The sequence below is a fragment of the Glaciihabitans arcticus genome (genome assembly GCF_004310685.1).
Taxonomy (GTDB): Bacteria; Actinomycetota; Actinomycetes; order Actinomycetales; family Microbacteriaceae; genus Conyzicola; species Conyzicola arctica.
Window position 1 is genome coordinate 20,653 of record NZ_SISG01000002.1, and the last position, 24,400, is coordinate 45,052.

Annotated in this window: 24 protein-coding genes and 1 riboswitch; of the genes, 15 read left to right on the forward strand and 9 right to left on the reverse strand. The window is 67.4% G+C overall.

All coding sequences use genetic code 11. From position 1 onward, the window contains the following. Nucleotides 1-33: 33 nt before the first annotated feature. Nucleotides 34-1,677 (reverse strand): phosphoenolpyruvate--protein phosphotransferase, encoded by a 1,644-nt coding sequence (gene ptsP / locus EYE40_RS14295; protein ID WP_130982951.1) that lies wholly within the window; start codon nucleotides 1,675-1,677, stop codon nucleotides 34-36. Nucleotides 1,678-1,742: 65 nt separating this feature from the next. Between ptsP and EYE40_RS14300 the strand changes: the two genes are divergently transcribed. The 6 genes from EYE40_RS14300 to EYE40_RS14325 are packed head-to-tail and all read left to right on the forward strand — an operon-like array spanning nucleotide 1,743 to nucleotide 6,598. After that, nucleotides 1,743-2,810: a YihY/virulence factor BrkB family protein gene (locus tag EYE40_RS14300; protein WP_240034860.1), complete on the forward strand. Its 1,068-nt coding sequence runs from the start codon at nucleotides 1,743-1,745 to the stop codon at nucleotides 2,808-2,810. A gap of 41 nt (nucleotides 2,811-2,851) precedes the next feature. After that, entirely contained in the window at nucleotides 2,852-3,700 is an 849-nt protein-coding gene (locus EYE40_RS14305; protein ID WP_130982952.1) for an exodeoxyribonuclease III, read from the forward strand. Nucleotides 3,701-3,751: 51 nt separating this feature from the next. Then, entirely contained in the window at nucleotides 3,752-4,759 is a 1,008-nt protein-coding gene (gene trpS / locus EYE40_RS14310) for a tryptophan--tRNA ligase (RefSeq protein WP_130982953.1), read from the forward strand. Beyond that, nucleotides 4,756-5,340 carry a GNAT family N-acetyltransferase gene (locus tag EYE40_RS14315; protein WP_130982954.1) on the forward strand — a complete coding sequence of 195 codons (585 nt, stop codon included), beginning with the start codon at nucleotides 4,756-4,758 and terminating at the stop codon, nucleotides 5,338-5,340. Before trpS ends, EYE40_RS14315 begins: the two co-directional genes overlap by 4 nt. Then, the gene (locus EYE40_RS14320) at nucleotides 5,337-5,900 is read left to right on the forward strand and encodes a GNAT family N-acetyltransferase (RefSeq protein WP_161972409.1); all 564 of its coding nucleotides are present in this window, start codon (nucleotides 5,337-5,339) and stop codon (nucleotides 5,898-5,900) included. Before EYE40_RS14315 ends, EYE40_RS14320 begins: the two co-directional genes overlap by 4 nt. Then, nucleotides 5,897-6,598: an HAD family hydrolase gene (locus tag EYE40_RS14325; protein WP_130982956.1), complete on the forward strand. Its 702-nt coding sequence runs from the start codon at nucleotides 5,897-5,899 to the stop codon at nucleotides 6,596-6,598. Before EYE40_RS14320 ends, EYE40_RS14325 begins: the two co-directional genes overlap by 4 nt. Before the next feature lie 52 nt (nucleotides 6,599-6,650). Here the strand turns inward: EYE40_RS14325 and glpK are convergent, their stop codons facing one another. The 3 genes from glpK to EYE40_RS14340 form a co-directional block, all read right to left on the reverse strand. Continuing rightward, entirely contained in the window at nucleotides 6,651-8,165 is a 1,515-nt protein-coding gene (glpK, locus tag EYE40_RS14330) for a glycerol kinase GlpK (RefSeq protein WP_130982957.1), read from the reverse strand. A 35-nt stretch (nucleotides 8,166-8,200) separates the two neighbouring features. Then, a complete protein-coding gene (locus tag EYE40_RS14335; protein ID WP_130982958.1) occupies nucleotides 8,201-8,959 on the reverse strand; it encodes an MIP/aquaporin family protein in 759 nt (252 codons plus the stop codon). 114 nt (nucleotides 8,960-9,073) lie between these two features. Continuing rightward, nucleotides 9,074-10,804: a glycerol-3-phosphate dehydrogenase/oxidase gene (locus EYE40_RS14340; protein WP_130982959.1), complete on the reverse strand. Its 1,731-nt coding sequence runs from the start codon at nucleotides 10,802-10,804 to the stop codon at nucleotides 9,074-9,076. A 110-nt stretch (nucleotides 10,805-10,914) separates the two neighbouring features. On the opposite strand from EYE40_RS14340, the gene EYE40_RS14345 reads away from it, so the two are divergent. The 6 genes from EYE40_RS14345 to EYE40_RS14370 all read left to right on the forward strand — a co-directional run bounded on the left by EYE40_RS14345 (nucleotide 10,915) and on the right by EYE40_RS14370 (nucleotide 17,231). Further along, nucleotides 10,915-11,892 carry a sugar-binding transcriptional regulator gene (locus tag EYE40_RS14345; protein ID WP_130982960.1) on the forward strand — a complete coding sequence of 326 codons (978 nt, stop codon included), beginning with the start codon at nucleotides 10,915-10,917 and terminating at the stop codon, nucleotides 11,890-11,892. Nucleotides 11,893-11,951: 59 nt separating this feature from the next. Continuing rightward, a riboswitch (FMN riboswitch) is annotated at nucleotides 11,952-12,103 on the forward strand. A gap of 80 nt (nucleotides 12,104-12,183) precedes the next feature. Continuing rightward, a complete protein-coding gene (gene ribD / locus EYE40_RS14350; protein WP_130982961.1) occupies nucleotides 12,184-13,191 on the forward strand; it encodes a bifunctional diaminohydroxyphosphoribosylaminopyrimidine deaminase/5-amino-6-(5-phosphoribosylamino)uracil reductase RibD in 1,008 nt (335 codons plus the stop codon). A gap of 2 nt (nucleotides 13,192-13,193) precedes the next feature. After that, nucleotides 13,194-13,790, forward strand: coding sequence for a riboflavin synthase (locus EYE40_RS14355; RefSeq protein ID WP_130983142.1), 597 nt, complete (start codon nucleotides 13,194-13,196; stop codon nucleotides 13,788-13,790). Beyond that, a complete protein-coding gene (gene ribB, locus EYE40_RS14360; RefSeq protein ID WP_130982962.1) occupies nucleotides 13,787-15,073 on the forward strand; it encodes a 3,4-dihydroxy-2-butanone-4-phosphate synthase in 1,287 nt (428 codons plus the stop codon). Before EYE40_RS14355 ends, ribB begins: the two co-directional genes overlap by 4 nt. Beyond that, nucleotides 15,070-15,543, forward strand: coding sequence for a 6,7-dimethyl-8-ribityllumazine synthase (gene ribH / locus EYE40_RS14365; protein WP_130982963.1), 474 nt, complete (start codon nucleotides 15,070-15,072; stop codon nucleotides 15,541-15,543). Before ribB ends, ribH begins: the two co-directional genes overlap by 4 nt. A gap of 290 nt (nucleotides 15,544-15,833) precedes the next feature. Further along, the gene (locus EYE40_RS14370) at nucleotides 15,834-17,231 is read left to right on the forward strand and encodes an MFS transporter (RefSeq protein ID WP_130982964.1); all 1,398 of its coding nucleotides are present in this window, start codon (nucleotides 15,834-15,836) and stop codon (nucleotides 17,229-17,231) included. A 193-nt stretch (nucleotides 17,232-17,424) separates the two neighbouring features. Here the strand turns inward: EYE40_RS14370 and EYE40_RS14375 are convergent, their stop codons facing one another. The 3 genes from EYE40_RS14375 to EYE40_RS14385 are packed head-to-tail and all read right to left on the reverse strand — an operon-like array spanning nucleotide 17,425 to nucleotide 20,026. Next, the gene (locus tag EYE40_RS14375) at nucleotides 17,425-18,231 is read right to left on the reverse strand and encodes an ABC transporter permease (protein WP_130983143.1); all 807 of its coding nucleotides are present in this window, start codon (nucleotides 18,229-18,231) and stop codon (nucleotides 17,425-17,427) included. 23 nt (nucleotides 18,232-18,254) lie between these two features. Beyond that, nucleotides 18,255-19,103 (reverse strand): ABC transporter permease, encoded by an 849-nt coding sequence (locus EYE40_RS14380; protein WP_130982965.1) that lies wholly within the window; start codon nucleotides 19,101-19,103, stop codon nucleotides 18,255-18,257. Then, nucleotides 19,100-20,026 (reverse strand): ABC transporter ATP-binding protein, encoded by a 927-nt coding sequence (locus EYE40_RS14385; RefSeq protein ID WP_130982966.1) that lies wholly within the window; start codon nucleotides 20,024-20,026, stop codon nucleotides 19,100-19,102. The genes EYE40_RS14380 and EYE40_RS14385 overlap by 4 nt, the downstream gene beginning before the upstream one ends. Nucleotides 20,027-20,159: 133 nt before the next feature. On the opposite strand from EYE40_RS14385, the gene EYE40_RS14390 reads away from it, so the two are divergent. The 3 genes from EYE40_RS14390 (at nucleotide 20,160) to EYE40_RS14400 (ending at nucleotide 23,111) form a co-directional block, all read left to right on the forward strand. After that, a complete protein-coding gene (locus EYE40_RS14390; protein ID WP_130982967.1) occupies nucleotides 20,160-20,933 on the forward strand; it encodes a hypothetical protein in 774 nt (257 codons plus the stop codon). Nucleotides 20,934-20,983: 50 nt separating this feature from the next. Then, the gene (locus tag EYE40_RS14395) at nucleotides 20,984-21,196 is read left to right on the forward strand and encodes a hypothetical protein (protein ID WP_130982968.1); all 213 of its coding nucleotides are present in this window, start codon (nucleotides 20,984-20,986) and stop codon (nucleotides 21,194-21,196) included. Nucleotides 21,197-21,275: 79 nt separating this feature from the next. After that, entirely contained in the window at nucleotides 21,276-23,111 is a 1,836-nt protein-coding gene (locus EYE40_RS14400; RefSeq protein WP_130982969.1) for an ABC transporter ATP-binding protein, read from the forward strand. On the opposite strand, the gene EYE40_RS14405 is transcribed toward EYE40_RS14400, so the two are convergent. Next, nucleotides 23,112-23,906 carry a TrmH family RNA methyltransferase gene (locus EYE40_RS14405; RefSeq protein ID WP_130982970.1) on the reverse strand — a complete coding sequence of 265 codons (795 nt, stop codon included), beginning with the start codon at nucleotides 23,904-23,906 and terminating at the stop codon, nucleotides 23,112-23,114. Next, a complete protein-coding gene (locus tag EYE40_RS14410) occupies nucleotides 23,903-24,397 on the reverse strand; it encodes a hypothetical protein (RefSeq protein WP_130982971.1) in 495 nt (164 codons plus the stop codon). Before EYE40_RS14410 ends, EYE40_RS14405 begins: the two co-directional genes overlap by 4 nt. Between the last annotated feature and the right edge of the window lie 3 nt (nucleotides 24,398-24,400).

Consider the following 24,400-nt stretch of genomic DNA (forward strand, 5'->3'; position numbering starts at 1 on the left):
GGGGATAGGCCCCCGTTTTTGCCGGTGGTGGCGCTACGCCTGAGCTGCTGCCTCGCGCGCACCGGCCGCGGAGTGCGCGGCGAGAGCCGCCACCGCCTTGGCGCGAGCCTGCTCGAGGGTGACCCCGAGCAGTTCCGCGCGCACGTCGGCGAGCGCGGCCGGCGTCATCGACAGGGTCGTTGCACCGAGACCGACGAGAACAACTGCGAGCTGCGGGTCGGCTGCGGCTTCACCGCAGATGCCGACCGGCTTGCCGGTGGCCGCACCCGCGTCGCCGAGCAACTTGACGAGGCGCAGCACCGCGGGATGCCACGGGTCCTGGTACGAGGCGACGGTCGACAGCATGCGGTCCGCGGCGAGCGTGTACTGGGTGAGGTCGTTGGTTCCGATGCTCACGAAGTCGCTGAGCTCGGCGACCTGGTCGGCCATGACGGCGAGCGAGGGCACTTCGGCCATCACACCGACGGTGGTGAGTCCGAGCTCCTTGCCGAGCTTCACGAAGAAGTCGGTCTCGTCGGAGTCGGAGACCATCGGTGCCATGACCCAGAGGTCGGCCTCCGTCTCGTTCTGCGAGTTCACGAGAGCGGTGAGCTGGTCGCGCAGGATCTCATCCTTGGCGCGGAGTGCGCGCAGGCCTCGCAGGCCGAGCGCCGGGTTCTCCTCGTGCGCGTCATTGAGGAAGCTGAGGGGTTTGTCGGCACCCGCGTCGAGGGCGCGCACCACAACCTTCTTGCCCGGGAAGTGGCTGAGCAGTTCGGTGTACTGCTTCTGCTGGTCCTCGACGGTCGGAGCTGTCTTGGAGTCGAGGAAGAGGAACTCGGTGCGGAACAGGCCCACACCCTCGGCGCCGAGCGCAACCGCTTCGGCGGCATCCTTCGGGGAGCCGAGGTTGGCGAGCAGGGGGATCTTGGTGCCGTCCGCGAGCGCGCCGTCCGTGATCGGTGCCGTGGCGGCGGCCGCACGCTCGGCGATACGAGCCTGCGCGTCGGCGATGGCGTCAGCCGAGGGGTCGACGTGAACCGTGCCGGACGCGGCATCCGCAATGACGACAGTGCCGTCGGCCAGATCGAGGGCGCCGGCGACGCTGACGAGCGCCGGGATCGACTTCGAGCGGGCGAGGATCGCGGTGTGGCTCGTCGGCCCACCGTCGCGGGTGATGAGACCGAGCACCTTGCTGAGGTCGAGCAGGGCCGTGTCGGCGGGTGCGAGGTCGGGGGCGACGAGGATGAACGGCTCGTCGCTGGTCGGAACTCCGGGGGCCGCGACGCCGCGGAGGTGCGCGATGATGCGCTGCGATACATCGCCGAGGTCGGTTGCGCGTTCGGCCATGTAGCCACCCATGCCGATGAGCATCTCCTGGAACTGCGCGAACGCCTCGAACACGGCACGCTCGCCGGAGGTGCCTGTCTCGATGCGTGCCTTCACGTCATCCGCCAGCATCGGGTCCTGCGCCATCATGGCGGCGGCCTCGAGCACGCCCTGCGCCTCGCCGCCCGCCTTCTCGCCGCGTGCGAGCAGGTCGCCGGCGACTGCGCCGAGCGATGCGGTCACTGTGGCGAACTCCGCCGCCGCGTCACCCGCGTGGGAGGTCTTCTCTGGTTCGGGGAGCGCGTCGGGCATCCGAAGAATCGGGCCTACGGCAACTCCGCGCCCAACACCAACACCGTGCAAATCCATGGATAGTCCTCTCCGTCGAAGTTGCCTCCGGTCAGCCTACCGGCGGCGACTCGTATCCTTGGACGGTGCCCACCGACACCAAGCCTTCTCTGAGCGAGGATGCCACGCCTCCCGTCACCGTCGGTGCCCGCCTGGCCGCTCTCACCGCCCGCGTGCAGAAGCTGCGCCCGGTTCGCGTTTTTATGCGCTACGCGGAGCAGAGGGGTCCGCTCCTCGCCGGCGGTCTTTCCTACCAAGCGATCTTCGCGACGTTCGCCGCCATCTGGGTGTCGTTCTCCGTTGCCGGCTTTGTGATCCAGTCGAATCCCGAGCTGCGTGACGCGATCTTCTCGGTGATCTCGACGGCGGTTCCGGGGCTCATCGACATGGGCGACGGCGAGGGCGCGATCAGCAAGGACCGCCTGCTCGAGGCGGGCATCCTGGGCTGGACGGGCGCGATCGCCCTCGGCGGCCTCCTCCTCACCGCGCTCGGCTGGCTCGCCTCTGGTCGGGATGCCGTGCGCGCCATGTTCCGCATCGGCCCCCAGCAGGCGAACATCTTCCTGCTGAAGCTCAAGGACCTGGGTCTCGCCGTCGCGTTCGGTGCCGCCCTGCTGTTGTCGGCGGCGCTCTCCGTGCTGAGCACGGCGGCGCTCGGCACGGTGCTCGATCTCTTCTCGATCAGCCATGATTCGCTCGGCGGCATCCTCGCGGCTCGTGGCGTCGGCCTGGCCGCAACCCTGCTGCTCGATACCGTTGTGCTCGGGTTGTTCTACCGCTTCGTGTCCGGGATTACGATCCCCTGGCGCCGGCTCGTCGGCGGTTCCCTGATCGGCGCCACAGCGCTCGGCGTGCTCAAGGCCCTCGGATCCACCCTGCTCGGCGGCGCCTCCAGCAACCCCCTGCTGGCTTCCTTCGCCGTGATCATCGGACTCCTGATCTGGTTCAACTTCATCTGCCAGGTGATCCTGCTCGCGGCCGCCTGGATCGCGGTCGGCATGGAGGACCGTGGCATCGTCGCCGACCCCCGGCTCGAGGAGGAGCGCCTCGCCGCGCAGTTCGCCGAAGAGGAGCGGATCCGCGAGCAGGTGCTCAACGAGGTCACGGCCGGACCGCGCAGTTGGCTGTCGCGCGTCTTCCGCCGAGGGCGCTGACTCGCACAACAGCGTCGGCGGTCGAAGTTAGGATTTAGCCCATGGCTACACCCCTCCGCATCGCAACTGTCAACGTCAACGGTGTGCGCGCCGCATACAAGAAGGGCATGGCCGAGTGGCTGGCCGAGCGCAACGTCGATATCCTCGCGCTGCAAGAGGTGCGGGCAACCACTGAGATCCTCGAAGACCTGCTGGGTCCGGAATGGGACATCCTGCACGATGGCGCCACGGCGAAAGGCCGCGCCGGCGTCGCCCTCGCCAGCCGGAACAAAGCGAGCATCCACCGGGTAGCCCTCGGTGCCGACGACTTCGACAGCGCCGGCCGCTGGCTTGAAGCCGACTACGAGGTCGGCAATTCGATCGTCACGGTCGTGAGCACCTACGTGCACTCCGGCGTCGTCGACACTCCCAAGCAGGACGAGAAGTGGAAGTTCCTCGACGCGATGAACGAGCGCCTGCCCGAGCTCGCCGCGCACAACCCGCTCTCCCTGATCGTCGGTGACCTCAACGTCGGCCACCGTGAGATCGACATCAAGAACTGGCGCGGCAACCGCACCAGCGCGGGCTTCCTCCCCCGCGAGCGCGCCTACTTCGATCGGTTCTTCGGACCCGAGGGCGAGACGGTCACCGGCGTCGACGGCTCCACCGGTCCCGGCCACGGCTGGGTCGACGTCGGACGCCAGTGGGCGGGCGAGGTTGACGGACCGTACACCTGGTGGTCCCAGCGCGGACAGGCCTTCGACAACGACTCGGGATGGCGTATCGACTACCACATGGCCACGCCGGCCCTCGCGGCCACCGTCAAGCACTACACCGTCGACAAGGCCAGCGCGTGGGACACCCGCTGGAGCGACCACTCCCCCGTCGTCGTCGACTATCTCGTTGATTGAGTAGGCCGCCCGCGGCCGTATCGAAATCCGGTTCTCTGACAAACTGGAGCAATGACCGTCAAGCCCCGTCTCTTCTCCGGAATGCAGCCCTCCGCCGACTCCCTTCAGATCGGCAACTACATCGGCGCACTCCTGCAGTGGAAGGAGATGCAGCAGACGCACGACGCGGTGTTCTGCGTTGTCGACCTGCACGCGATCACCGTCGCCCAGGACCCGGCCAAACTGCGGGAGGCGACGAGACGAACGGCAGCCCAGTACATCGCCGCGGGCATCGACCCGGAGGCGAGCATCCTCTTCGTGCAGTCGCACGTACAGGCGCACGCGCAACTCGCCTGGGTGCTCAACACGATCACCGGTTTCGGCGAGGCCGGACGCATGATCCAGTTCAAGGACAAGTCGGCCAGCCAGGGCGCTGACAAGACGACCGTTGGGCTGTTCACGTACCCCGTGCTGCAGGCGGCCGACATCCTGCTCTACGACACGAACGTCGTGCCGGTCGGCGAGGACCAGCGCCAGCACATCGAGCTCACCCGCGACCTCGCGAACCGCTTCAACACGCGTTTCGGCGAGACGTTCGTGCTGCCGGAGACGCAGATCCAGAAGGAGACCGCCAAGATCTTCGACCTGCAGGAGCCCGGCAACAAGATGAGCAAGTCGGCCTCGACGGACAAGGGCGTCGTCTGGTTGCTCGAGGACCCGGCGAAGAGCGCCAAGAAGATCATGGGCGCCACGACCGACAGCGACGGCTCGGTGCGCTACGACGCCGCCGAGAAGCCCGGCATCGCCAACCTCCTCACGATGTTCTCGAGCCTCACCGGGCGCGACATCCCGTCGCTCGAGTCCGAGTTCGGCACCGGCGGCTACGGCACGTTCAAGAAGGCCCTGGCCGAGGTCGTCGTCGAGACGTTCACCCCGATCCGCGACCGCGCGCTCGAACTGCTCGACGACCGCGCCGAACTCGACCGCATCCTCGCCGGCAACGCGGACCGCGCGGCCGAGATCGCCGACAGGACGCTCGCAACCGTCTACGACCGCATCGGCTTCCTCCCGCGACGATGAAGACCGTGCTGCGCACCGACCGTCTGGCGCTCGGCCCCGTGACGATCGCCGACACGGACCGGGTCTTCGAGTACTGCCAGGACGCCGAGCTGCAGGCCTGCGTGCCTGTGCCCGCGCCCTACAAACGCAGCGACGCCGAGCACTTCACCGGCACCTATGCGACGGATGCCGCGACCTCGACGAAATTCTCGCTCTGGGCCATCCGGCTCACCGGGGGTCCGGCGCCGCAGGCCGGCCCGCGCCCTCTCGTCGGCGTCATCGAGCTGCGCTTTGAGCCGCTCGGCTCCGCGGAGGTCGGGTTCTGGCTCGGCGCCGAACACCGCGGGAAGGGGATGATGACCGAAGCCCTGCGCACGGTCGCCGACTTCGCGTTCGATCGCGAGGGTCTCGCCCTCACCCGCCTGCACTGGCAGTGCGTAGTGGGCAACACGGCGTCCGCGATCGTCGCGCAACGCAACGGCTTCCAGTTCGAGGGGGTGACCCGTGGCGGCCTCCCCCACCGCGACACTCGCCTCGACGCGTGGACCGCAACCCTGCTTCGGGATGACGCCCGCGAGCCCGCGCCCGGCTGGCCGCTGTGATCCCGTTCGCCCTGCGCGCGGGCGAGCTGCTGCTCGACTCCCCGACCCGCGACGACGTCGAGGCGATCACCGGTTATTGCTCCGAGCCACTGTTCGAGCGGTTCATGACTACACCCTGGCCGTACACGCGGGCTCACGCCGAGCGCTTCGTCGACCGGATCGTGCCCGATGGCTGGGCGAGCGGTCGTGAACTGACCTGGGCGATCCGCGAAGGAGACGGCGGACCGCTGCTGGGTGCGATCTGCCTGCGCGATCGTGGACCGGAAGCCGCCGACCTCGGTTTCTGGCTGGGCGCACCGCACCGCGGTCGCGGCCTCATGAAGGCCGCGGTCACCGCCGTCTCACGCTGGGCACTCGACCTGGGCGGCTGGCAGCGTGTGCTGTGGGAGACGCAGCTCGGCAATGTCGCCTCGGCATCCGTCGCCCGCGCTGCCGGCTTCCGCTTCCTCGGCGAGGACCCCTCGCACGTACCCGGGCGTCATGGTGAGCCGGTGCCGTCCTGGCACGGCGAGCTCGGTGCCGCCGACAGCTCCAGCCCGAAGACGGGCTGGCCGCTGTGACGATCGCCGTGGTGCTGTTCGACCTCGATGACACCCTGTTCGCGCACCGGGCCTCGGTCGCCCGCGGGATCATGGCTCACCTCGGCACGATCGGCGGCTTCGAGGGGGCGGACGAGGCGGCTATCGTCGCCCAGTGGCACAGCCTCGAGGAGCTGCACTACCACCGCTACCTCGCCGGCGAGCTCGACTTCGAGGGGCAGCGCAGCGCCCGCGCCCGGGACTTCGGTCTCGCACACTCACTCGAGATCCCCGATCCGGGTCTCTGGTTCAACACCTACTTCGAGCGCTACCGCGAGGCGTGGCACCTGCACGACGACACCCTCCCCCTGCTCGACGCCCTGGGTGCCTATCGGCTGGGCATCATCACCAACGGCGAGCCGGACTTCCAGCAGCGCAAGCTCGTGCAGGTCGGCATCGCGGACCGCTTCGAGAAGGTGATCGCATCCGGTGCCCTCGGCATCACGAAACCGGATGCACGCATTTTCGCCCACGCCGCCGCCGAGTTCGGGGTTCCTCTCGACGCTGCCGCCTACATCGGCGACCGGTTCGAGACGGATGCCCTCGGTGCCGCGAACGCGGGCATGCTCGGAATCTGGCTCGACCGTACTCACAGCGCGAGCGCCGCACAGCTCGCGACGGCCGACGAGGCGGGAGTGCGGGTCATCCACTCACTGGCCGAGGTGCCGGCCGCGCTTTAACGGGAAAACTCCCCGGCGGCCGAAGCCGCCGAGGAGTGTCCCGGGAACGCTGTTAGTTCACGTCGTCGTCGACCCAGTCGAACGTCTTCGTGACGGCCTTCTTCCAGTTGCGCAGCAGGCGCTCGCGCTCGGCGTCGTCCATGTTCGGCGTCCAGCGGCTGTCCTCCTGCCAGTTCTTGCGCAGGTCGTCGAGGTCGCTCCAGAAGCCGACCGCGAGGCCGGCGGCGTAGGCGGCACCGAGTGCCGTCGTCTCCGCGACCACGGGGCGGACCACCGGAACTCCGAGGATGTCGGCCTGGAACTGCATCAGGAAGTTGTTGGCGATCATGCCGCCGTCGACCTTGAGCTCCGTCAGCGGAACACCCGAGTCCGCGTTGACCGCATCCAGAACCTCACGGGTCTGGTACGCCGTCGCCTCGAGAGCGGCACGGACAATGTGCGCCTTGTTGACGTAGCGGGTCAGGCCCACGAGCGCGCCACGGGCGTCCGAACGCCAGTACGGCGCGAAGAGTCCGGAGAACGCGGGAACGAAGTACGCCCCACCGTTGTCGTCGACCGAGGTAGCGAGCGCTTCGGTCTCCGACGCGTTGGTGATGATCCCGAGGTTGTCACGCAACCACTGGATCAGCGACCCGGTCACGGCGATCGAACCTTCGAGCGCGTAGTGCGCCGGTGCGTCACCCAGCTTGTAGCCGAGCGTGGTGAGCAGTCCGTTCTTCGAGTGCACGATCTCGGTGTCCGTGTTGAAGATCAGGAAGTTACCGGTGCCGTAGGTGTTCTTCGCCTCGCCCTGGTCGAACGCGGCCTGGCCGAAGGTTGCGGCCTGCTGGTCACCCAGGATTCCGGCGATCGGGGTGTCGCGCAGCAGGCTCTGCGGGCTGGCGACGCCGTAGACCTCGGAGGAGGACTTGATCTCAGGAAGCATCGACTTCGGAACGTCGAAGGCGGCGAGGATGTCGTCGTCCCACTGCAGCGTCTCGAGGTCCATGAACATCGTGCGGCTGGCGTTGGTGACGTCGGTGACGTGCACTCCACCTTCCACGCCACCGGTCAGGTTCCACAGAACCCAGGTGTCGGTGGTGCCGAAGATCAGGTCGCCCGAGTCGGCCTTGGCGCGGGCGCCTTCGACGTTCTCGAGGATCCAGACGATCTTGGTGCCGGAGAAGTAGGTTGCGAGCGGCAGACCGACCTGGGGCTTGAAACGCTCGACACCTCCGTCGGCGGCGAGACGGTCGACGATCGACTGCGTGCGGGTGTCCTGCCAGACGATGGCGTTGTAGATCGCCTCGCCCGTCGTCTTGTCCCAGACAACAGCGGTCTCGCGCTGGTTGGTGATGCCCACGGCTTCGATGTCGTGGCGCGTCAGGTTCGCCTTGGACAGCGCCTGGCCGATGGCCTCACGCGTGTTGTCCCAGATCTCCTTCGGGTTGTGCTCGACCCAGCCCGCTTTGGGGAAGATCTGCTCGTGCTCCAGCTGGCCGGTCGAGATGATCGATCCGGACTTGTCGAAGATGATCGCCCGGCTGCTCGTGGTGCCCTGGTCGATTGCGAGGATGTAGTTAGCCATTGCTTAGTCCTTTGTGATTTCGGGTTCGGCGCGGGTCAGCCGACGAGCGGCAGGAGCGGGATCGATGCCCAGCCGGCGAGAAGTCCGCCGATGATGGGACCGACGACCGGGATCCATGAGTAGGACCAGTCCGAGGAACCCTTGCCCTTGATCGGCAGCAGCGCGTGAGCAATACGCGGGCCGAGGTCACGGGCGGGGTTGATGGCGTAGCCGGTGGGTCCACCAAGCGATGCGCCGATGGCGATAACGAGGATCGCGACGGGAAGCGCGCCGAGGGCCGCGAGGCCCCCGCCGTCTCCTGCGCGACCGAAACCGATCACGACGAAGACCAGAACGAAGGTTCCGATGACCTCGGTGACGAGGTTCCAGCCGTAGGAGCGGATGGCGGGTCCGGTCGAGAAGACGCCCAGCTTGTTGGCCGGGTCGGGCTCGTCGTCGAAGTGCTGCTTGTAGGCGAGCCAGCAGAAGGCGGCACCGATCATGGCACCGACGAGCTGGGCGAGGATGTAGACCAGCACCGAGGTGATATTGACGGGAACCCCTGAGCCGAACTCCTCAGCGCCCGACGCGACAAGACCGAGGGTCACTGCCGGGTTGAGGTGGGCACCCGAGTTGTAGGACACGATGACACCGCTGAAGACTGCGAAGCCCCAACCGATGTTGACCAGGAGGAAACCACCGTTGAAGCCCTTCGTCTTTGCGAGGGCGACGTTGGCGACAACACCACAGCCGAGAAGAACGAGGAGGGCAGTACCCACCAGCTCCGATACGAATACAACACCTAAATTGTCCACGTTGACCTTCCGATTTGAGATGTCGAGTGAGGCTGCCTCACGGCTGCCTCACGGCGTTATCTAAAGTTACCCCCCGAGCGAGGGGCAATGTTCCGCACATTCGTGCGAAGTTGTTTAATTCCTGTGAGTGGATGCCCCATGACGGGCGTCCAGCCCGGCGATCTCGACCCCGTGCACCTCGGCCAGTTCGGCTGCCGCCGCCGTGATCTCCGCGTCGCGGGTCTCGTCGCTCCAGTGGAGGGCGTCAGCCGTGACATCCGCCAGCTCGGTCAGCAGAGCGGCCGTTATGCCGCCGCGGAAGGCGAGGTGGGTGCGGCGCAGCAGCAGGTCGATGAGGTGCACGACGGCCTCGGACCGCACGAGGTAGTCGATCTCGGTTGTCGAGTACTCGACGTTGTGGACGAGCGGCGCATCGCCGTGGTCGACCAGGTAGTCGATGACCTCGGTCGCACGGGTGCCGTAGCGGGCGAGCAGCTGCGCAGCCCGCTCGGTGCCGACCTCGTCGCCGTGGCTGACGACCCAGACCTGGCGGGCGTCGTCGGTCTTCGGGAAGCCGCGACCGCCGCCGATGGGCAGGTCGACCGTGGAGACGGTGCGTTCGATACCGAGGGCCTCGAGCACCTCGCCGCCGAGGTGTTCGGCGAGCGCGCGGAACGTCGTCCACTTGCCGCCGACGAGGCTGAACTGGGTGCCGGCACGACCGATGAGCGGGCGCTGCTCGATGCGGTAGTCGCGGGAGACGAAGCCGGGGGCCTCGTCGTCGTGGCGGGGCAGCGGACGCACTCCGGAGAAGCGGAACACGATGTCAGAGGCGTCGACCTTCACGTCGGGGAAGACGTGGTGCACGAGTTCGAAGAAGTACTCGACCTCGGCCTCGGTGATGCGGATCGGCTCGCGCATGTCGTGCTCGAGGTCGGTGGTACCGACGAGCACGCGGTCGCCGAGCGGGTAGATCAGCACGATGCGGCCGTCGTCGTGCTCGAAGAAGATCTCGCGTCCACCGGTCGCGGCCAGCAGTTCGGGACTGTCGAGCACGATGTGCGAGCCCTTGGTGCCACCCATGAACGCCGTGGACTCGCCGAGCGCGTCGTTGGTGAGGTCTGTCCACGGTCCGGAGGTGTTCACCACGACGTCTGCCGCGAAGTTGAACTCCTTGCCGGTGCGGTGGTCGCGCAGCCGCACGCCGTTCTCGTCCATGCCGATCGCCTCGACGTAGTTGGCTGCGCGCGAGGTGGCCGCGGCGCGCAGTCCGTCGGAGAGCACGTCTAGCGCAAGACGCTCGGGATCGATCATGGATGCGTCGTAGTAGGTGGCGGTGTACTTGAGATCCGGGTTGAGGCGGGGCAGTGCCTCGAGGGACTTCTTCGCTCCGTGGAACTCGTGGCGGGGAACCGATCCGCCGTCGCGGGAGAAAGAATCGTAGAGCGAGAGTCCGACCTTGATGAGCAGGGCGCCGCGTTCCTTGGGTGCGCCAGCCTTGTGCGTGAGGAAGCGCAACGGCGCCGACGTGATGCCGGAGAAGGTGGAGAAGATCGGAACCGTGGTCTGCAGCGGCTTGACGTAGTGGGGCGCGAGGCGGAGGAGCCCGTTGCGTTCCTGCACGGATTCCCGCACCAGGCGGAACTCGCCGTTCTCGAGGTAACGGATGCCGCCGTGGATCATGTGCGAGGAGGCGGACGAGGCACCGGACACGAAGTCACCGCGGTCGATGATCGTGACATCCACACCCTGCAGCGCGAGATCGCGGAACGTGGCTATGCCGTTGATACCGGCTCCGATGATGAGCACCTGCGCCTTCGGGCGCTCGCTCAGGCTGGCGGGGAAATCAACGGCTGGGTACTGCACGGTGCGCTCGCTTTCGTCGCGTGCTTGCGTGGGGGCAAGCTCTCTGGTTACAGTCCTATCACCCCTGGCCGCACCGATCAGGCCAAATGAACAAACGTGCAGGAGACCCCATGGTCCCGGATTTCGAGACACCCGGCGATGAGCGCACCGCCGTCGCACTGCGGGCCGCGCATCTCTATTACATCCAGGATCTGACGATGGAGGCGATCGCGGGCGAACTCTTCACCTCCCGTTCATCGGTCTCGCGCCTGCTCAGCTATGCGCGGGCGACCGGGCTCGTCGACATCCAGATCCGCTCGCCGCTCGACGCCGCGAGCCGCATCGCAGGCGAGCTCAGCGACAGGTTCCGCATCACGGCGCACGTGGTTCCGGTGGCCGGCCAGGCGAGCGATCTCGACCGGCTCGAGCGGGTCGCGCTCTCGGCTGCCCGCACCCTTGGCGAGTTCTTCGACTCGAACATGACCATGGGCATCGCGTGGGGCTCCACCCTCAACGCGGTCAGCCGCTACGTGACACCGAAGCCCACCCACAACTCGCACATCGTGCAGCTCAACGGCGCAGGCAATCTGCGTACGAGCGGCGTCGACTATGCGAGCCAGATTCTCGGCCGATTCGGCGAGGCGTTCAGCGCGCGCGTGCACCAACTGCCCGTGCCGGCGTTCTTCGACGACCCCGACACGAAGCGCGCCTATTGGAAGGAGCGCAGCATCGGGCGCATCCTCGAAATGCAGGCCAGCATGGATGTCGCGCTCTTCGGCCTGGGAACACCCTTCTCCGAGGTGCCGAGCCATGTCTACGCGGGTGGCTACCTCGACGATGACGACTACGCCCTGCTCGCGGAATCCCATGTCGTCGGCGATGTGGCGACGGTGTTCTTCCGGGCCGACGGCACGGTGAACGACATCGCCCTCAACCAGCGCACCACCGGCCCCGACTTCGCCGTGCTGCGCCGCACCCCCCGCCGCATCTGCGTGGTGTCGGGGCTCTCCAAGGTCGAGGGACTGCGCGGGGCGCTCGCTGCCGGGCTCATCACCGACCTGTTCCTCGACGACAGCACCGCCCAGACCCTGTTGGAGTCACAAGGCTGACTGTTACGTGGGGAATATCCGCGCCGGTATCGCGTTGGATACACTCGTACAAGCAAAAGAACGTGCTCCGGGGTCGGTGAAAGTCCGAACCGGCGGTTATAGTCCGCGACCCGCGTCGAGTGAGAACTCGAAACGGTTGAGCTGGTGGAATTCCAGCACCGACGGTAATGAGACCGCAAGGTCTCTCAGTCCGGATGAGAGGAAGCACGCGGGCTCGACATCGAGCCCGGAAGGTTCGACGACCGTCGACCCTTGCCCGGAGTTCCGTCTTTCGAGAAGACCAGGAACCCGATGACCACCGCCGAGAGCCTCATGCGCCACGCGCTGTCTCTTGCTGCGCACGGTCCCGCTTTTGGCGTGAACCCGCAGGTCGGCTGCGTGCTCGTGAACGCCGCGGGTGAGATCGTCGCCGAGGGCTGGCACCGCGGCGCCGGCACCCCGCACGCCGAGGTCGACGCCCTGTCCAAGATCCCGGATGCCACGGGCCTCACCGCCTACGTCACCCTCGAGCCCTGCAACCACACCGGTCGCACGGGTCCGTGCAGCGTCGCGCTCCACGCGGCAGGGGTCTCGCGCGTGCTGTACTCCGTGTCCGACCCGGGCGACGCGTCGAGCGGTGGCGCCGCCTACCTGCGCTCGCAGGGGGTTTCCGTCGAGGCCGGGCTGCTCGCCGATGAGGTGAGCGAGTTCATCCACCCGTGGCTCACCGCCGCACGTCTCGGCCGCCCCTTCGTCACCGTCAAGTGGGCGTCGAGCCTCGACGGTCGTGCCGCGGCCGACGACGGCACCAGCCAGTGGATCACCGGTACGGCCGCGCGCCAGCGGGTGCACGAGCAGAGATCCCGCGCGGACGCCATCGTTGTGGGCACCGGAACCGTCATCGCCGACGATCCTTCTCTCACCGCGCGCGGTGACGGCGGGGAGTTGATGGAGCACCAGCCCATCCCCGTAGTGATCGGTGAACGCGGCCTGCCCGAGGGCTCGAAGCTCTCGCGAGACCCGCGCGGCGTGATAGTCACCGGGAGCCGCGACCTGGCCGGCATTCTCTCCGAACTGTGGGATCGGGACATCCGGCGCATCTTTGTCGAAGGCGGACCCACGCTGGCCAGTGCGTTCATCGCGGCCGGTCTCGTCGACGAGTATCTCGTCTACCTCGCGCCCGTCGTGATCGGCGGATCGAAGACCGCGACCACCGATGTCGGCGTCGCCACCATGTCCGACCTCGGTCGGCTCACCATCACGTCCGTCGAGCGCCTCGGGGAAGACCTCCTCGTTGTGGCTCGACCCATTGGAGAATGACCATGTTCACCGGAATCATCGAAGAGCTCGGCCTCGTGACCGACTGGCAGCAGGGCGAGGATGCCGCGCGCATCACCGTGCGCGCACCGCTCGCCGTGTCCGACGCGAAACACGGGGACTCGATCTCCGTCGGCGGCGTCTGCCTGACCGTCGTGGACCAGGGCGACGACTGGTTCACCGCCGACGTTATGGCGATGACCATCGCGACCAGCACCCTATCCCCCGCCGCGCTCGAACAGCGCGTCAACATCGAGCGCGCCGCCCAGGTCGGCGACCGCCTCGGCGGCCACATCGTGCAGGGCCACATCGACGGCACCTCGACGGTGCTCTCGATCGAACCCGGCAGCGTCTGGCGCGTGCTGCGCTTCTCGCTGAACGCGGAACTCGCGCCCCTCGTGGCCCGCAAGGGATCCATCGCCGTCGACGGCGTCTCGCTCACCGTGAGTGCGGTCGGCCGTGACTGGTTCGAAGTTTCACTGATCCCCGAGACCCTCGAAGTCACCACCCTCGGCAGCCTCGACGTCGGCCGGTCGGTCAACATCGAGACCGACATCCTCGCGCGTCACGTGGCGCGTTTGAACGAAATGAGCAGCCTGTGAGTCTCGCCACCGTCCCCACAGCCCTCGACGCACTGCGCGCGGGCAAGCCGATCATCGTCGTCGACGACGAGAGCCGCGAGAACGAGGGCGACGTCATCATCGCCGCCCAGTACGCCAGCCAGGAGTGGATGGCGTGGATGGTGCGCAACACCTCCGGCTTCATCTGCGCGCCGATGACCCACGAGATCGCCGACCGCCTCGAGCTGCCCGTGATGGTGCTCAACAACGAAGACGCTCGCGGCACGAACTACACGGTGAGCGTCGACGCGGCAACCGGAGTCACCACCGGCATCAGTGCAAGCGACCGGGCTCACACCCTGCGCGTGCTCGCCGACATCGACTCCGAGCCCACCGACCTGCACCGCCCCGGGCACATCATGCCCCTGCGCGCCGTCGAGGGTGGCGTTCGCGCCCGCGCCGGACACACCGAGGCGACCATCGACCTCCTCAAGCTCGCCGGGCTGATCCCCGTCGGCGCGATCTCGGAGATCGTCGGCGACGACGGCGAGATGATGCGCCTGCCCGGACTGATCGCCCTCGGCGAGCGGGAGAACGTTCCGGTCATCACCATCGAGGAGCTCATCGAGTTCCTGCAGGAGACCCACTGCGACACGGATGTGCCCGTCGCCGTCGAGATCCCCGAGACCTCGCGCGTCATTTTCGAGGTCGAGACGAACGTGCCCACCGAGCACGGCACCTTCCGCATCCGCGCCTACCGGGATCGCATGACCGGCGCCGACCACCTGGCCGTCATCCACGGCAACCCGACCAACGGCACCCTGGTGCGCGTGCACTCGGAATGCCTGACCGGCGAGGTACTCGGCTCGCTCAAGTGCGAGTGCGGCCCGCAGCTCGACGCGGCGCTCGAGCAGATCGAGGCCGAGGGCGGAGTCGTCATCTACATGCGCGGCCACGAAGGTCGCGGCATCGGACTCATCAACAAGCTGAAGGCCTACCGCCTGCAGGAGGACGGACTCGACACCCTCGAGGCCAACATCCAGCTCGGCTTCCCCGCCGATGGACGCGACTACGGGGCCGCGGTGGCCATCCTCGACGACCTCGGAATCTCCGAAGTACGGGTCATCACCAACAACCCCGACAAGCTGAAGCAGCTGGGCGACCGCGGCATCACCGTGCTCGAGCAGGTGCCGCTCGTCGTCGGCGTCGGAACCTTCAACGAGGGTTACCTCGAAGCCAAGCGCGACCTCATGGGGCACATTCTCCCCGACACCCAAACCCTCGACGAGGCAGTCTTGTCGAACCAGAGAGGAAGTGTCGCATGAGCGGCGCAGGAGCACCTGAAATCACCGTCGACGGCACCGGCCTCAAGGTCACCATCGTGGCCGGCCAGTGGCACACCGAGATCTCGGAGGGACTGCTCGCGGGTGCGCACCGTGTGCTCGACGCGTCCGGTGCCGTGATCACCGAGGTGCGCGTGCCCGGCAGCTTCGAACTGCCGGTCGTGGCGAAGGCCGCGCTCGACGCGGGCGCCGACGCCGTGGTTGCGCTCGGCGTCATCATCCGGGGCGGCACGCCGCACTTCGAGTTCGTGTCGGATGCCGCGACCTCGGGCCTGACTCAGGTCGCCATCGTCACCGGCAAACCCGTTGGCTTCGGCGTGCTCACCCTCGAGGACGAGCAGCAGGGTATCGACCGCGCCGGGCTCCCCGGCTCGAAGGAAGACAAGGGGGCCGAGGCCGCCGAGGCCGCCCTCGCGACCGCCGTGCTGCTGCGGGAGATCCGTTCGGCGTAGCCCGTTACGCTGGGGACATGTCGAAGCTCAGCGTGAACCCCGGCCGCATCATCACCTTTATCGCCGCGGTTCTCGCCGTGGTGCTTGCCGGAGGATTCGTCTTTGTACAGTTCGTGCAGCCCACGCTGTAGCGTCGTCGGCACGATCTAGGCAACAGGCGTAGGGTTGTTGGGCCGTCACAAGCGGCCCTTTCCCCCGAGCGCCGCTGACACGTGCGGCACCCGACGGATTCCCGACGCATCACTTGGGACCGTCACATCCCGCACGCAAATTCTTCGGAGCACCTCTTTATGTCTGCTGATTCAGCGACCACAGCCCTCGCCAAACCGGTCAACCCGCGCTCGCGCGTCATTCTCGCGAGCCTGATCGGAACGTCGATCGAGTTCTACGACTTCTACGTCTACGCGACGGCGGCGGTGCTGGTCTTCCCGATCCTGTTCTTCCCGAGCGACAACGCGGTGGCCTCTCAGCTCGCCTCGTTCGCGGCCTTCGGTGTCGCGTTCGTCGCGCGCCCCATCGGCTCGATCCTGTTCGGGCACTTCGGCGACCGCATCGGCCGCAAGGGCACCCTCGTCGCCTCGCTGCTGACGATGGGCATCGCGACCTTCATCATCGGCATCCTGCCCACGGCGCTCACCCCCGGCTGGACGGTGCTCGCACCCGCCCTGCTCGTGCTCATGCGCTTCGCGCAGGGCGTCGGCCTCGGCGGCGAGTGGAGCGGGGCCGCCCTGCTGGCGACCGAGAACGCCCCACCCGGACGCCGCGCGATCTACGGCACATTCCCGCAGCTGGGCGCGCCCATCGGCTTCATCATCGCAAACGGCGTCTTCCTGCTGCTGTCGCTGAACCTTGCACCCGAAGCGTTCCTCGACTGGGGCTGGCGTGTGCCGTTCATCGCCTCGGCCGTGCTCGTGATCATCGGACTCTACGTGCGCCTCAAGCTCGTCGAGACGCCCGCCTTCACCAAGGTGGTCGAGCGCGGCGAGGTCGCCAAGCTGCCGCTCGCGCGCGTCTTCAAGACGAGCTGGCGTCCGCTGATCCTGGGCACGTTCATCATGCTCGCGACCTACGTGCTGTTCTACCTGATGACCGCGTTCACGCTCAGCTACGGCACCACCGCGAGCTCGCTCGACGCGGCAAAGGCTGCAGCCGAAGCCAAGGGCACACCGCTCACCGATGCAGCGATCGCTGCGTTCGTTCCCGGTCTCGGCTACTCGCGCAACGACTTCCTCATCATGCTCATCATCGGCTGCGTGTTCTTCGGAATCTTCACCCTCGTCGCTGGCCCGCTGGCCGAGAAGTACGGACGCCGCAAGACGCTCATCGTCACGACGATCGGCATCATCGTGTTCGGCGGGCTGTTCGTTCCGCTGTTCGCCGCGGGAACCCCCGGCGTGCTCGGCCTGCTCATCCTCGGCTTCACGCTCATGGGTCTCACCTTCGGCCCGATGGGCTCGGTGCTGCCCGAACTTTTCCCGACCAACGTGCGGTACACGGGCAGCGCGATCAGCTACAACGTCGCGAGCATCCTCGGTGCCGCAATGGCCCCGGCGATCGCCCTCGCGCTGCTCGCCTTCGCCGGCGGCAGCCCCGTGCTCGTCGGTCTCTACCTGAGTGCCGCCGCGCTGATCACCCTCGTTGCGCTGTACATCAGCAAGGAGACGCGCGACATGGACTACGAGCTGTAGGACTCTCGCTCACGAAAGGGCTCGGGCTTCGGCTCGGGCCCCTTTCTGTTTAAGGTGCCGCCGCATCCCGAACCGCACTCGACTCACGGATTTCGGACACAGTCGCGGGTTTCGGCGCGCGAGTTGGTCCGAAAACCGTGAGTTGACGAGCAGGCGACAAGAGAGACGAGACTCGGGATCCCGCGACGCCCGGTCAGTCGAGGAACAGGGCCTTGAGGCGCTTCGTCGTGAACACCAGTCCGATGGCGATCATCACGACGTAGTAGAGCACGTGTCCCCACATGGCGTCGCTGAGGGCACCCGTGGTGAGACCGCGCACGAGCTCGACCCCGTGCCAGAGCGGAAGGGCCTGCACGACCCACTGGATCGCGACCGGATACACCGTGATCGGGTAGAACGTCGCCGAGAACATGAACATCGGCAGCATGACGAAGGCGATCCAGTCCATCTGCTGGAACGTCTTCATATACGAGGTGATCGCCATGCCGAGGCTCGCGAAACCGAAGGCGATGAGCAGCACCGCGGGGAGGGCGAGCAGGGCGGTCCACGCGAGGTTCAGCCCGAGCGCCTGCATCACGATCATGAACCCCACCGCGTACATGGCGCCGCGGAGGAGAGCGAGCAGGATCTCACCGAACGCGACATCCAGCGGCCCCAGAGAAGTCGAGAGCATGCCCTGGTAGAGCTTCGAGTAGTTCATCTTGAAGAAGACGTTCCAGGTGGAGTCGTACACGGCACCGTTCATCGCCGAGACGGCGAGCAGTGCGGGCGCGATGAACGCGGCGTATGGAACCTCCTGCCCGGTGGTCGTGGCGACCGTTCCGACGAGGGCGCCGAGTCCGAGGCCCATCGACAACAGGTAGAAGATCGGTTCGAAGAAACCCGACAGCACCACGAGATAGTTGGTGCTGCGGGTCGCGAGCAGGCCGCGGCTGATGACCGACCGCGCGTTGCCCGCGTAGAGCGACCCGAGCACACCACGGCGGGTGGCGGGCGGCACGAAGGTGGGGGCGAGCTGCGTGGTCACTTGTTCAGCCTCTTCGAGATGACGCGCTGGGTGAGCATCCAGCCGAGCACGCTGAGTCCGACGAGATAGACGACGTGCACGGCGGTGAGCCAGGCCGGCTCGGGGTAGCCGTAGCTCAGCACCCGTCCGAGCTCTGTGCCGTGCCAGAGCGGGGAGATCCAGCCGATCCACTGCAGGAACCACGGCAGCGAGGCGAGCGGGAAGAAGGTCCCCGAGAACAGGAACATCGGCGTGATGCCGAAGCGCATGATCATGGCCATCTGGCCCTTGTCTTCTTCGATGCCCGCCGTGTACATCGAGATGATGACCGAGATCGCGAGCCCCGTGAGCGTTGCGGTGAGGATGCCCAGCACACCCAGCGAGGACGGCACAGCTCCGAACAGCACCATGACCACGAAGTAGATCGCGGTGGTGGGCAGGATGCGCCCGACGATCGAGATGATCATGCCGTTGGCGATCTGGTTGCCCGAGATGGGGGCGGCATTCATGGCGAAGAAGATCGGGTTCCACTTGAACCCCATCATGTACGGGTAGGTGGATTCTTCGGCGGCGACCGTCACGGCTGCAGTAGCGAGCAGCGCGGGTGCGACGAAGGCAAGGTAGCTGATCGTGCCGGAGCCGTTCGGAATGCCCTGCGGCACCAGCGCGGCGAGCCCCACCCCGAGCGCGAACAGGTAGACCAGCGGATTGCCGATGCTCGTCGCGAGAATGGTCTGGTAGTAGGCGCGCATGCCGCGGAAGCGGTGCTCGGCGATGTACCACGATCCCCAGCGGCGCGGCTTGATGCCGCCGGCGAGGGCGCGATCGGCGTACTCGGCGGTTGTGGCCTCGGTCGACAGCGTCATTCGATCAGCGTCCGGCCGGTGAGTCGCAGGAAGACGTCTTCGAGGCTCGAGCGTCGCACAAGCGAGGTGATCGGCTCGAGGCCCGCGTCGGTGAGCTTGGTGAGTTCGGCCTCGCCGTTCGGGCTGTAGATGAGGATGCGGTCGGGCAGCACCTCGACCCGGTCGCCCGCGTTCTTGATCTGCTCGGCCACGATCGCGTTGCGGTCCGAGCCGAAGCGCACCTCGAGCACCTCGCGGCTCGAGTGGTCGCGGATCAGCGAGGCGGGCGAGCCCTCGGCCATGATCGTGCCCTTGTCGACCACAACGAGGCGGTCACAGAGCTGCTCAGCCTCGTCCATGTAGTGGGTGGTGAGCACGAGCGTGGTGCCCTGCTCTTTGAGGCGGAACAGGCGGTCCCAGAGGATGTGCCTGGCCTGGGGATCGAGGCCGGTCGTCGGCTCGTCGAGCAGGAGGATGCGCGGGTCGTTGACGAGGGCGCGGGCGATGGTCAGGCGCCGCTTCATCCCGCCGGAAAGATCGTCGACCTTCGCCTTCGAACGATCGGAGAGCTGGGCGAACTCCAGCAGCTCATCGGCCTTCTTCGCGATCACGGCACGCGGGATGCCGAAGTAGCGGCCGTAGACGATGAGGTTGTCGCGCACGCGCAGTTCCTGGTCGAGGTTGTCGGCCTGTGGAACGACGCCCAGCTGCGAGCGGATCTCGGGGCCGTGGTCGTTCGGGTCGAGGCCCAGAATCGACAACCCGCCGCTCGTGCGGGTGGAGACCGCACCGACCATGCGCATGGTCGTGGACTTGCCCGCGCCGTTCGGTCCGAGCAGCCCGAACGACTCCCCGGGCGCGACCTCGAAGGAGATGCCGTCGACGGCGGCGAACTCCTTGTACTTCTTGGTCAGGTCTGTAGCGGTGATGACGGGGGCTGGCACAGTAGTCGAGCCTAGACGCATCCACCGTCACCCAAAAGAGCAGGCGAAACCCCCTGTCGACACGGGATGACCCGGGTCTAAGCTGGGCGCGCCCGCTCGAGATCGGGCAGCTCGCGCCCCGATTGGACACCCGTTGACAGCACCACGCAGCTTTATCGTCACCCTTGTTCTCCCCCTCGCGCTGCTGGCCGGATGCGCACCCGAGCCGCCGCCGATTCCGCTGCCGCTGCCCGTGGAGGGGGAGCCGACGCCGACCGCGGAGGCCGACCCGCTCCCCGACGACGCGATGCTGCTGGTGACCGCCGTCGCCACCGCGACCAATGGCGCCCAGCTCGACCTGCGCGCCGTGGTGCGCGAACCGCAGGGCTGGAACCTGCCGGCCGCGAAGCCGGGCCTCGATCGCCTGCTCGAGTGGTGCGACGGCGAGCTCGACCAGGCGTCGATCGAGGCAGGTAACTTCACGGTGGTCCCCGTCGAGTATTCGGCCACTGCAGTCGGGGACACGGCGTGGCCCAACGGCGAGACGATCTGGCTGCATCCCGAACCGGGGCGGGCCGTGCTCGCGGCGACCGGGGCGATCAAGCAGGTCGAGGTCGTCGATGAATCTCAACCCGGCGACTACGTTCCACACTGCCTGCAGAACGCGACAATGCCGGGAGCGGGCGAGGGCACCGTCTACCTCGGGTTCGAGGGGGACACCGGCGGCAACGAGGACTATGCGATCGGGCACGCCTGGGCGAGCGTGTCCCACGGTTTCTCCAACACCCAGGTCGAAGCCGCCGCGAACATCGACTTCTCCGAGTGCACGGCGAAGATCCTCCCGGCGGGCACCGAATGGGGCGCACCCGGCCTCGGCTGGGCGGAGGACTTCGTGGACTACCGCTGCACCGTGGGCGGCCCGCTTTAAAATGTCAACCCCGGTTGACACTCCGCTAGATGTCAACTACGGTTGACAGCATGTCCTCACCCCTTCACACCCTCGCAGGCGAGTCCGACAGCGAGGATCCGCTCGCCGCCCTTCGCGCCGTCGCGGCCATGCATCTCGAGCTGATCCGGCACGAAGCTGCACTCGTACGCAAGGCCCGCAACCTCGGTTTCGGCTGGCAGATGATCGCCACCGCCCTCGGAGTGAGCCGCCAGGCCGTGCACAAGAAGTACGGCAAACGCTGATGGAACGCCCTCAGCGAAATACTCTCGATGGAGTAGTCGTTCGGCGCCCGCGCGCCCGCGCGACGGTTACCGTTGGAGCATGAGTTCCGACACGTCCGCACGCCCCCGTTCCCGATTCGGTCGCCCCGTGGACGACGGACCGCGCGCGAGCTTCAAGCAGCTGCTCCCGTACCTGCTCGAGCACAAGCGGGTGCTCGGCGTTGTGGTGCTGCTGAGCGCGATCGGCGCCGGCGCATCCCTCGCCCAGCCGGCGCTCGTCGGACAGGTGATCAGCAAGGTCGAGGCCGGCGAGAGCCTCTCGATGATCGTCTGGCTTCTGGTCGCGCTCGTTGTGGTCTCCGCCCTGATCAGCGGCTTCCAGCACTACCTCCTGCAGCGCACCGGAACCAGCGTTGTGCTGTCCGCTCGTCGACAGCTGGTGCGCCGGATGCTCCGGCTCCCGATCCAGGAATTCGACGTTCGCCGCACCGGTGACCTCGTCTCCCGGGTCGGCTCGGACACGACCCTGCTCTACGCGGTCATCACCCAGGGCCTCGTCGACGCGATCGGCGGGGCGCTGCTGTTCGTCGGCGCGATCATCGCGATGCTCGTGATCGACCCCGTGCTGCTCGGGCTCACCGTGCTCGTCATCGCGGTCTCCGTGGTGACGGTCGTGTCGCTCTCCGGTCGCATCCGGGTCGCGAGCCGCAAGCAGCAGGAGAAGGTCGGCGACCTGGCCGCCTCGGTCGAGCGCGCCATCAGCGCCATTCGCACGGTGCGAGCCTCGAACGCCACCGAGCGCGAGATCGCCCTCGTCGAGAAGGACGCGGAAGGCGCCTGGTCGATGGGCATCCAGGTCGCGAAGATCTCGGCACTCGTCGTCCCCGTCGCCGGCATCGCGATGCAGGTGTCGTTCCTCGTGGTGCTCGGCGTCGGCGGCTTCCGCGTCGCGAGCGGGGCGATCGACATCGCGAGCCTCGTCTCGTTCATCCTCTTCCTGTTCCTCATGATCATGCCGCTCGGCCAGGCCTTCGGGGCCATCAACTCCGTGAACCAGGCGCTCGGCGCGCTCGGTCGGATCCAGGAGATCATCGCTCTTCCCTCGGAGAACGAGGGAGACGAGGCGACATCCGCCCAGGCCAGCCCGCCGGTAGTCACCGACGACGCGATCTCCTTCGACGACGTGCGCTTCGACTACCCCAAAGAGGCCGTGGCCGTTCGGGTCGAGGGCGAGCCCGAAGCCGAGATCGCCGATCTCACCGTGCTGCACGGCGTCTCGTTCGGTGCCCCACGAGGCAAGCGCACCGCGCTCGTCGGCCCGTCGGGAGCGGGCAAGAGCACCATCCTCGCCCTGATCGAACGCTTCTATGACCCCACGGCCGGCGTCGTTCGCCTCGGTGGTGTGGATGTGCGCGCTCTCGACCGCGAAGACCTCAGGTCGCAGATCGGCTACGTCGAACAGGACGCCCCCGTGCTCGCGGGAACCCTGCGCCAGAACCTCCTCCTCGGGTCGCCGAACGCGACCGACGAGGAGTGCATCGCAGTACTCCACTCGGTCAACCTCGCCGAGGTTCTGGACCGCAACCCGCTCGGCCTCGATGCGGCCGTCGGCGAGGATGGCGTGATGCTGTCCGGCGGCGAACGCCAGCGGCTCGCTATCGCACGCACCCTGCTCGCAGCCCCGCCCATCCTGCTGCTCGACGAGTCGACCTCATCCCTCGACGGGTTGAACGAGCAGATGTTGCGCGAGGCCATCGACGCCGTTGCGGAGAACCGCACCCTCATCGTGATCGCGCACCGCCTGTCGACCGTCGTCGATTCCGACCAGATCGTTGTGCTCGACCACGGCCGCGTCGTCGGCGTCGGCACGCACTCCGAGCTCGTCGCCTCGACGCCGCTCTACAAAGAACTCGCGAAGCACCAGCTGCTGGTGTGATCAGACCAGCGCGTACATAGCCACAGCGGCCGTCGACGCAACGTTGAGGCTGTCTATGCCGTGCGCCATCGGGATCCGCACGATGGTGTCGGCGGCGGCGAGGGCGGCCGGGGTCAGGCCATCGCCCTCCGCACCGAGCACAAGAGCCACCCGGTCGGGCGCCGTCGAGGCGAACTCCCGCAGGGTGACGGAGTGGTCGCTCAGTGCGAGAGCCGCTACATGGAATCCGGCGTCGCGCAGCAGCGGCCCCGTGACATCCCATTCGCCGGTGCGTGTCCACGGCACCTGCAGCACGGTGCCCATCGAGACTCGAATGGCCCTGCGGTAGAACGGGTCGGAGCATCGCGGCGTGACCAGTACCGCATCCGCGCCGATCGCCGCCACCGAGCGGAAGATCGCGCCCACGTTCGTGGGGTCGGCCACATTCTCGAGGATCACCACGCGCCGGGCATCCGCGAGCAGCGACTCGATCGACGGCAGGGGCGGTCGGTGCATGGCCGCGATGAGGCCGCGATGCAACACGTAACCGGTCAGCTCTTCGAGCAGCTCCCCAGGCCCGGAGAACACCGGCACGTCCGGCCCCACCAGCGCGACGGCTTCATCCACGGCCGAGCCGAGCGCGAGCACCGACCGGGGCACGTGGCCCGCCCGCAGCGCCCGCTCGAGCACCAGGGCCGACTCGGCGATGTACATGCCGTGCGCGCTGCCCGGCCCATTCTTGAGCGCGACGTCGGTGCGGTGTGCGAAGTCGGCCAGCCTCGGGTCGTCGAGACCGGTGATCGGGATGACGCTCACGGGGCCTTCGAGATCCCGATGGTGACCGTGCGCGGCTCATCCTCGGAGACGAGCAGTTGGTAGCCCAGCGACCCGTCGTCGGTGCCGCCCGTCCAGATGGTGCCGGCACTCAGCCGGTTCACCTCGATCCGGGTGCCCTCGAAGGTCACGGGGTAACTGTCCGCCAGCTTCGGCTCTGCACCCTCCGGCAGCTGCAGCACGGCGTCGAGCACGATCTGCCCGTCCCGCTCGCCGGAGAATGCGCGCACGACGGTCGCGCCCTCCGGGAGGTCGACGCCCGCGAGTTCCTCGACCCGTTCGACGGACACCGTCGCGCAGGACGGCAGCACCTCCGCGCAGAATCCGGCATCCGAGGTCGGTCCGAAGAAGGTGAGCACGTAGACGAGTACCGCCGCACCGATGACCACACCGAAGCCGACCACCGCGAGGATCGCCGGAAGCCACGACGCCTTCGCCGGCTCGACCTCGGTCTCCTCGAACTGGATGGTCATGGC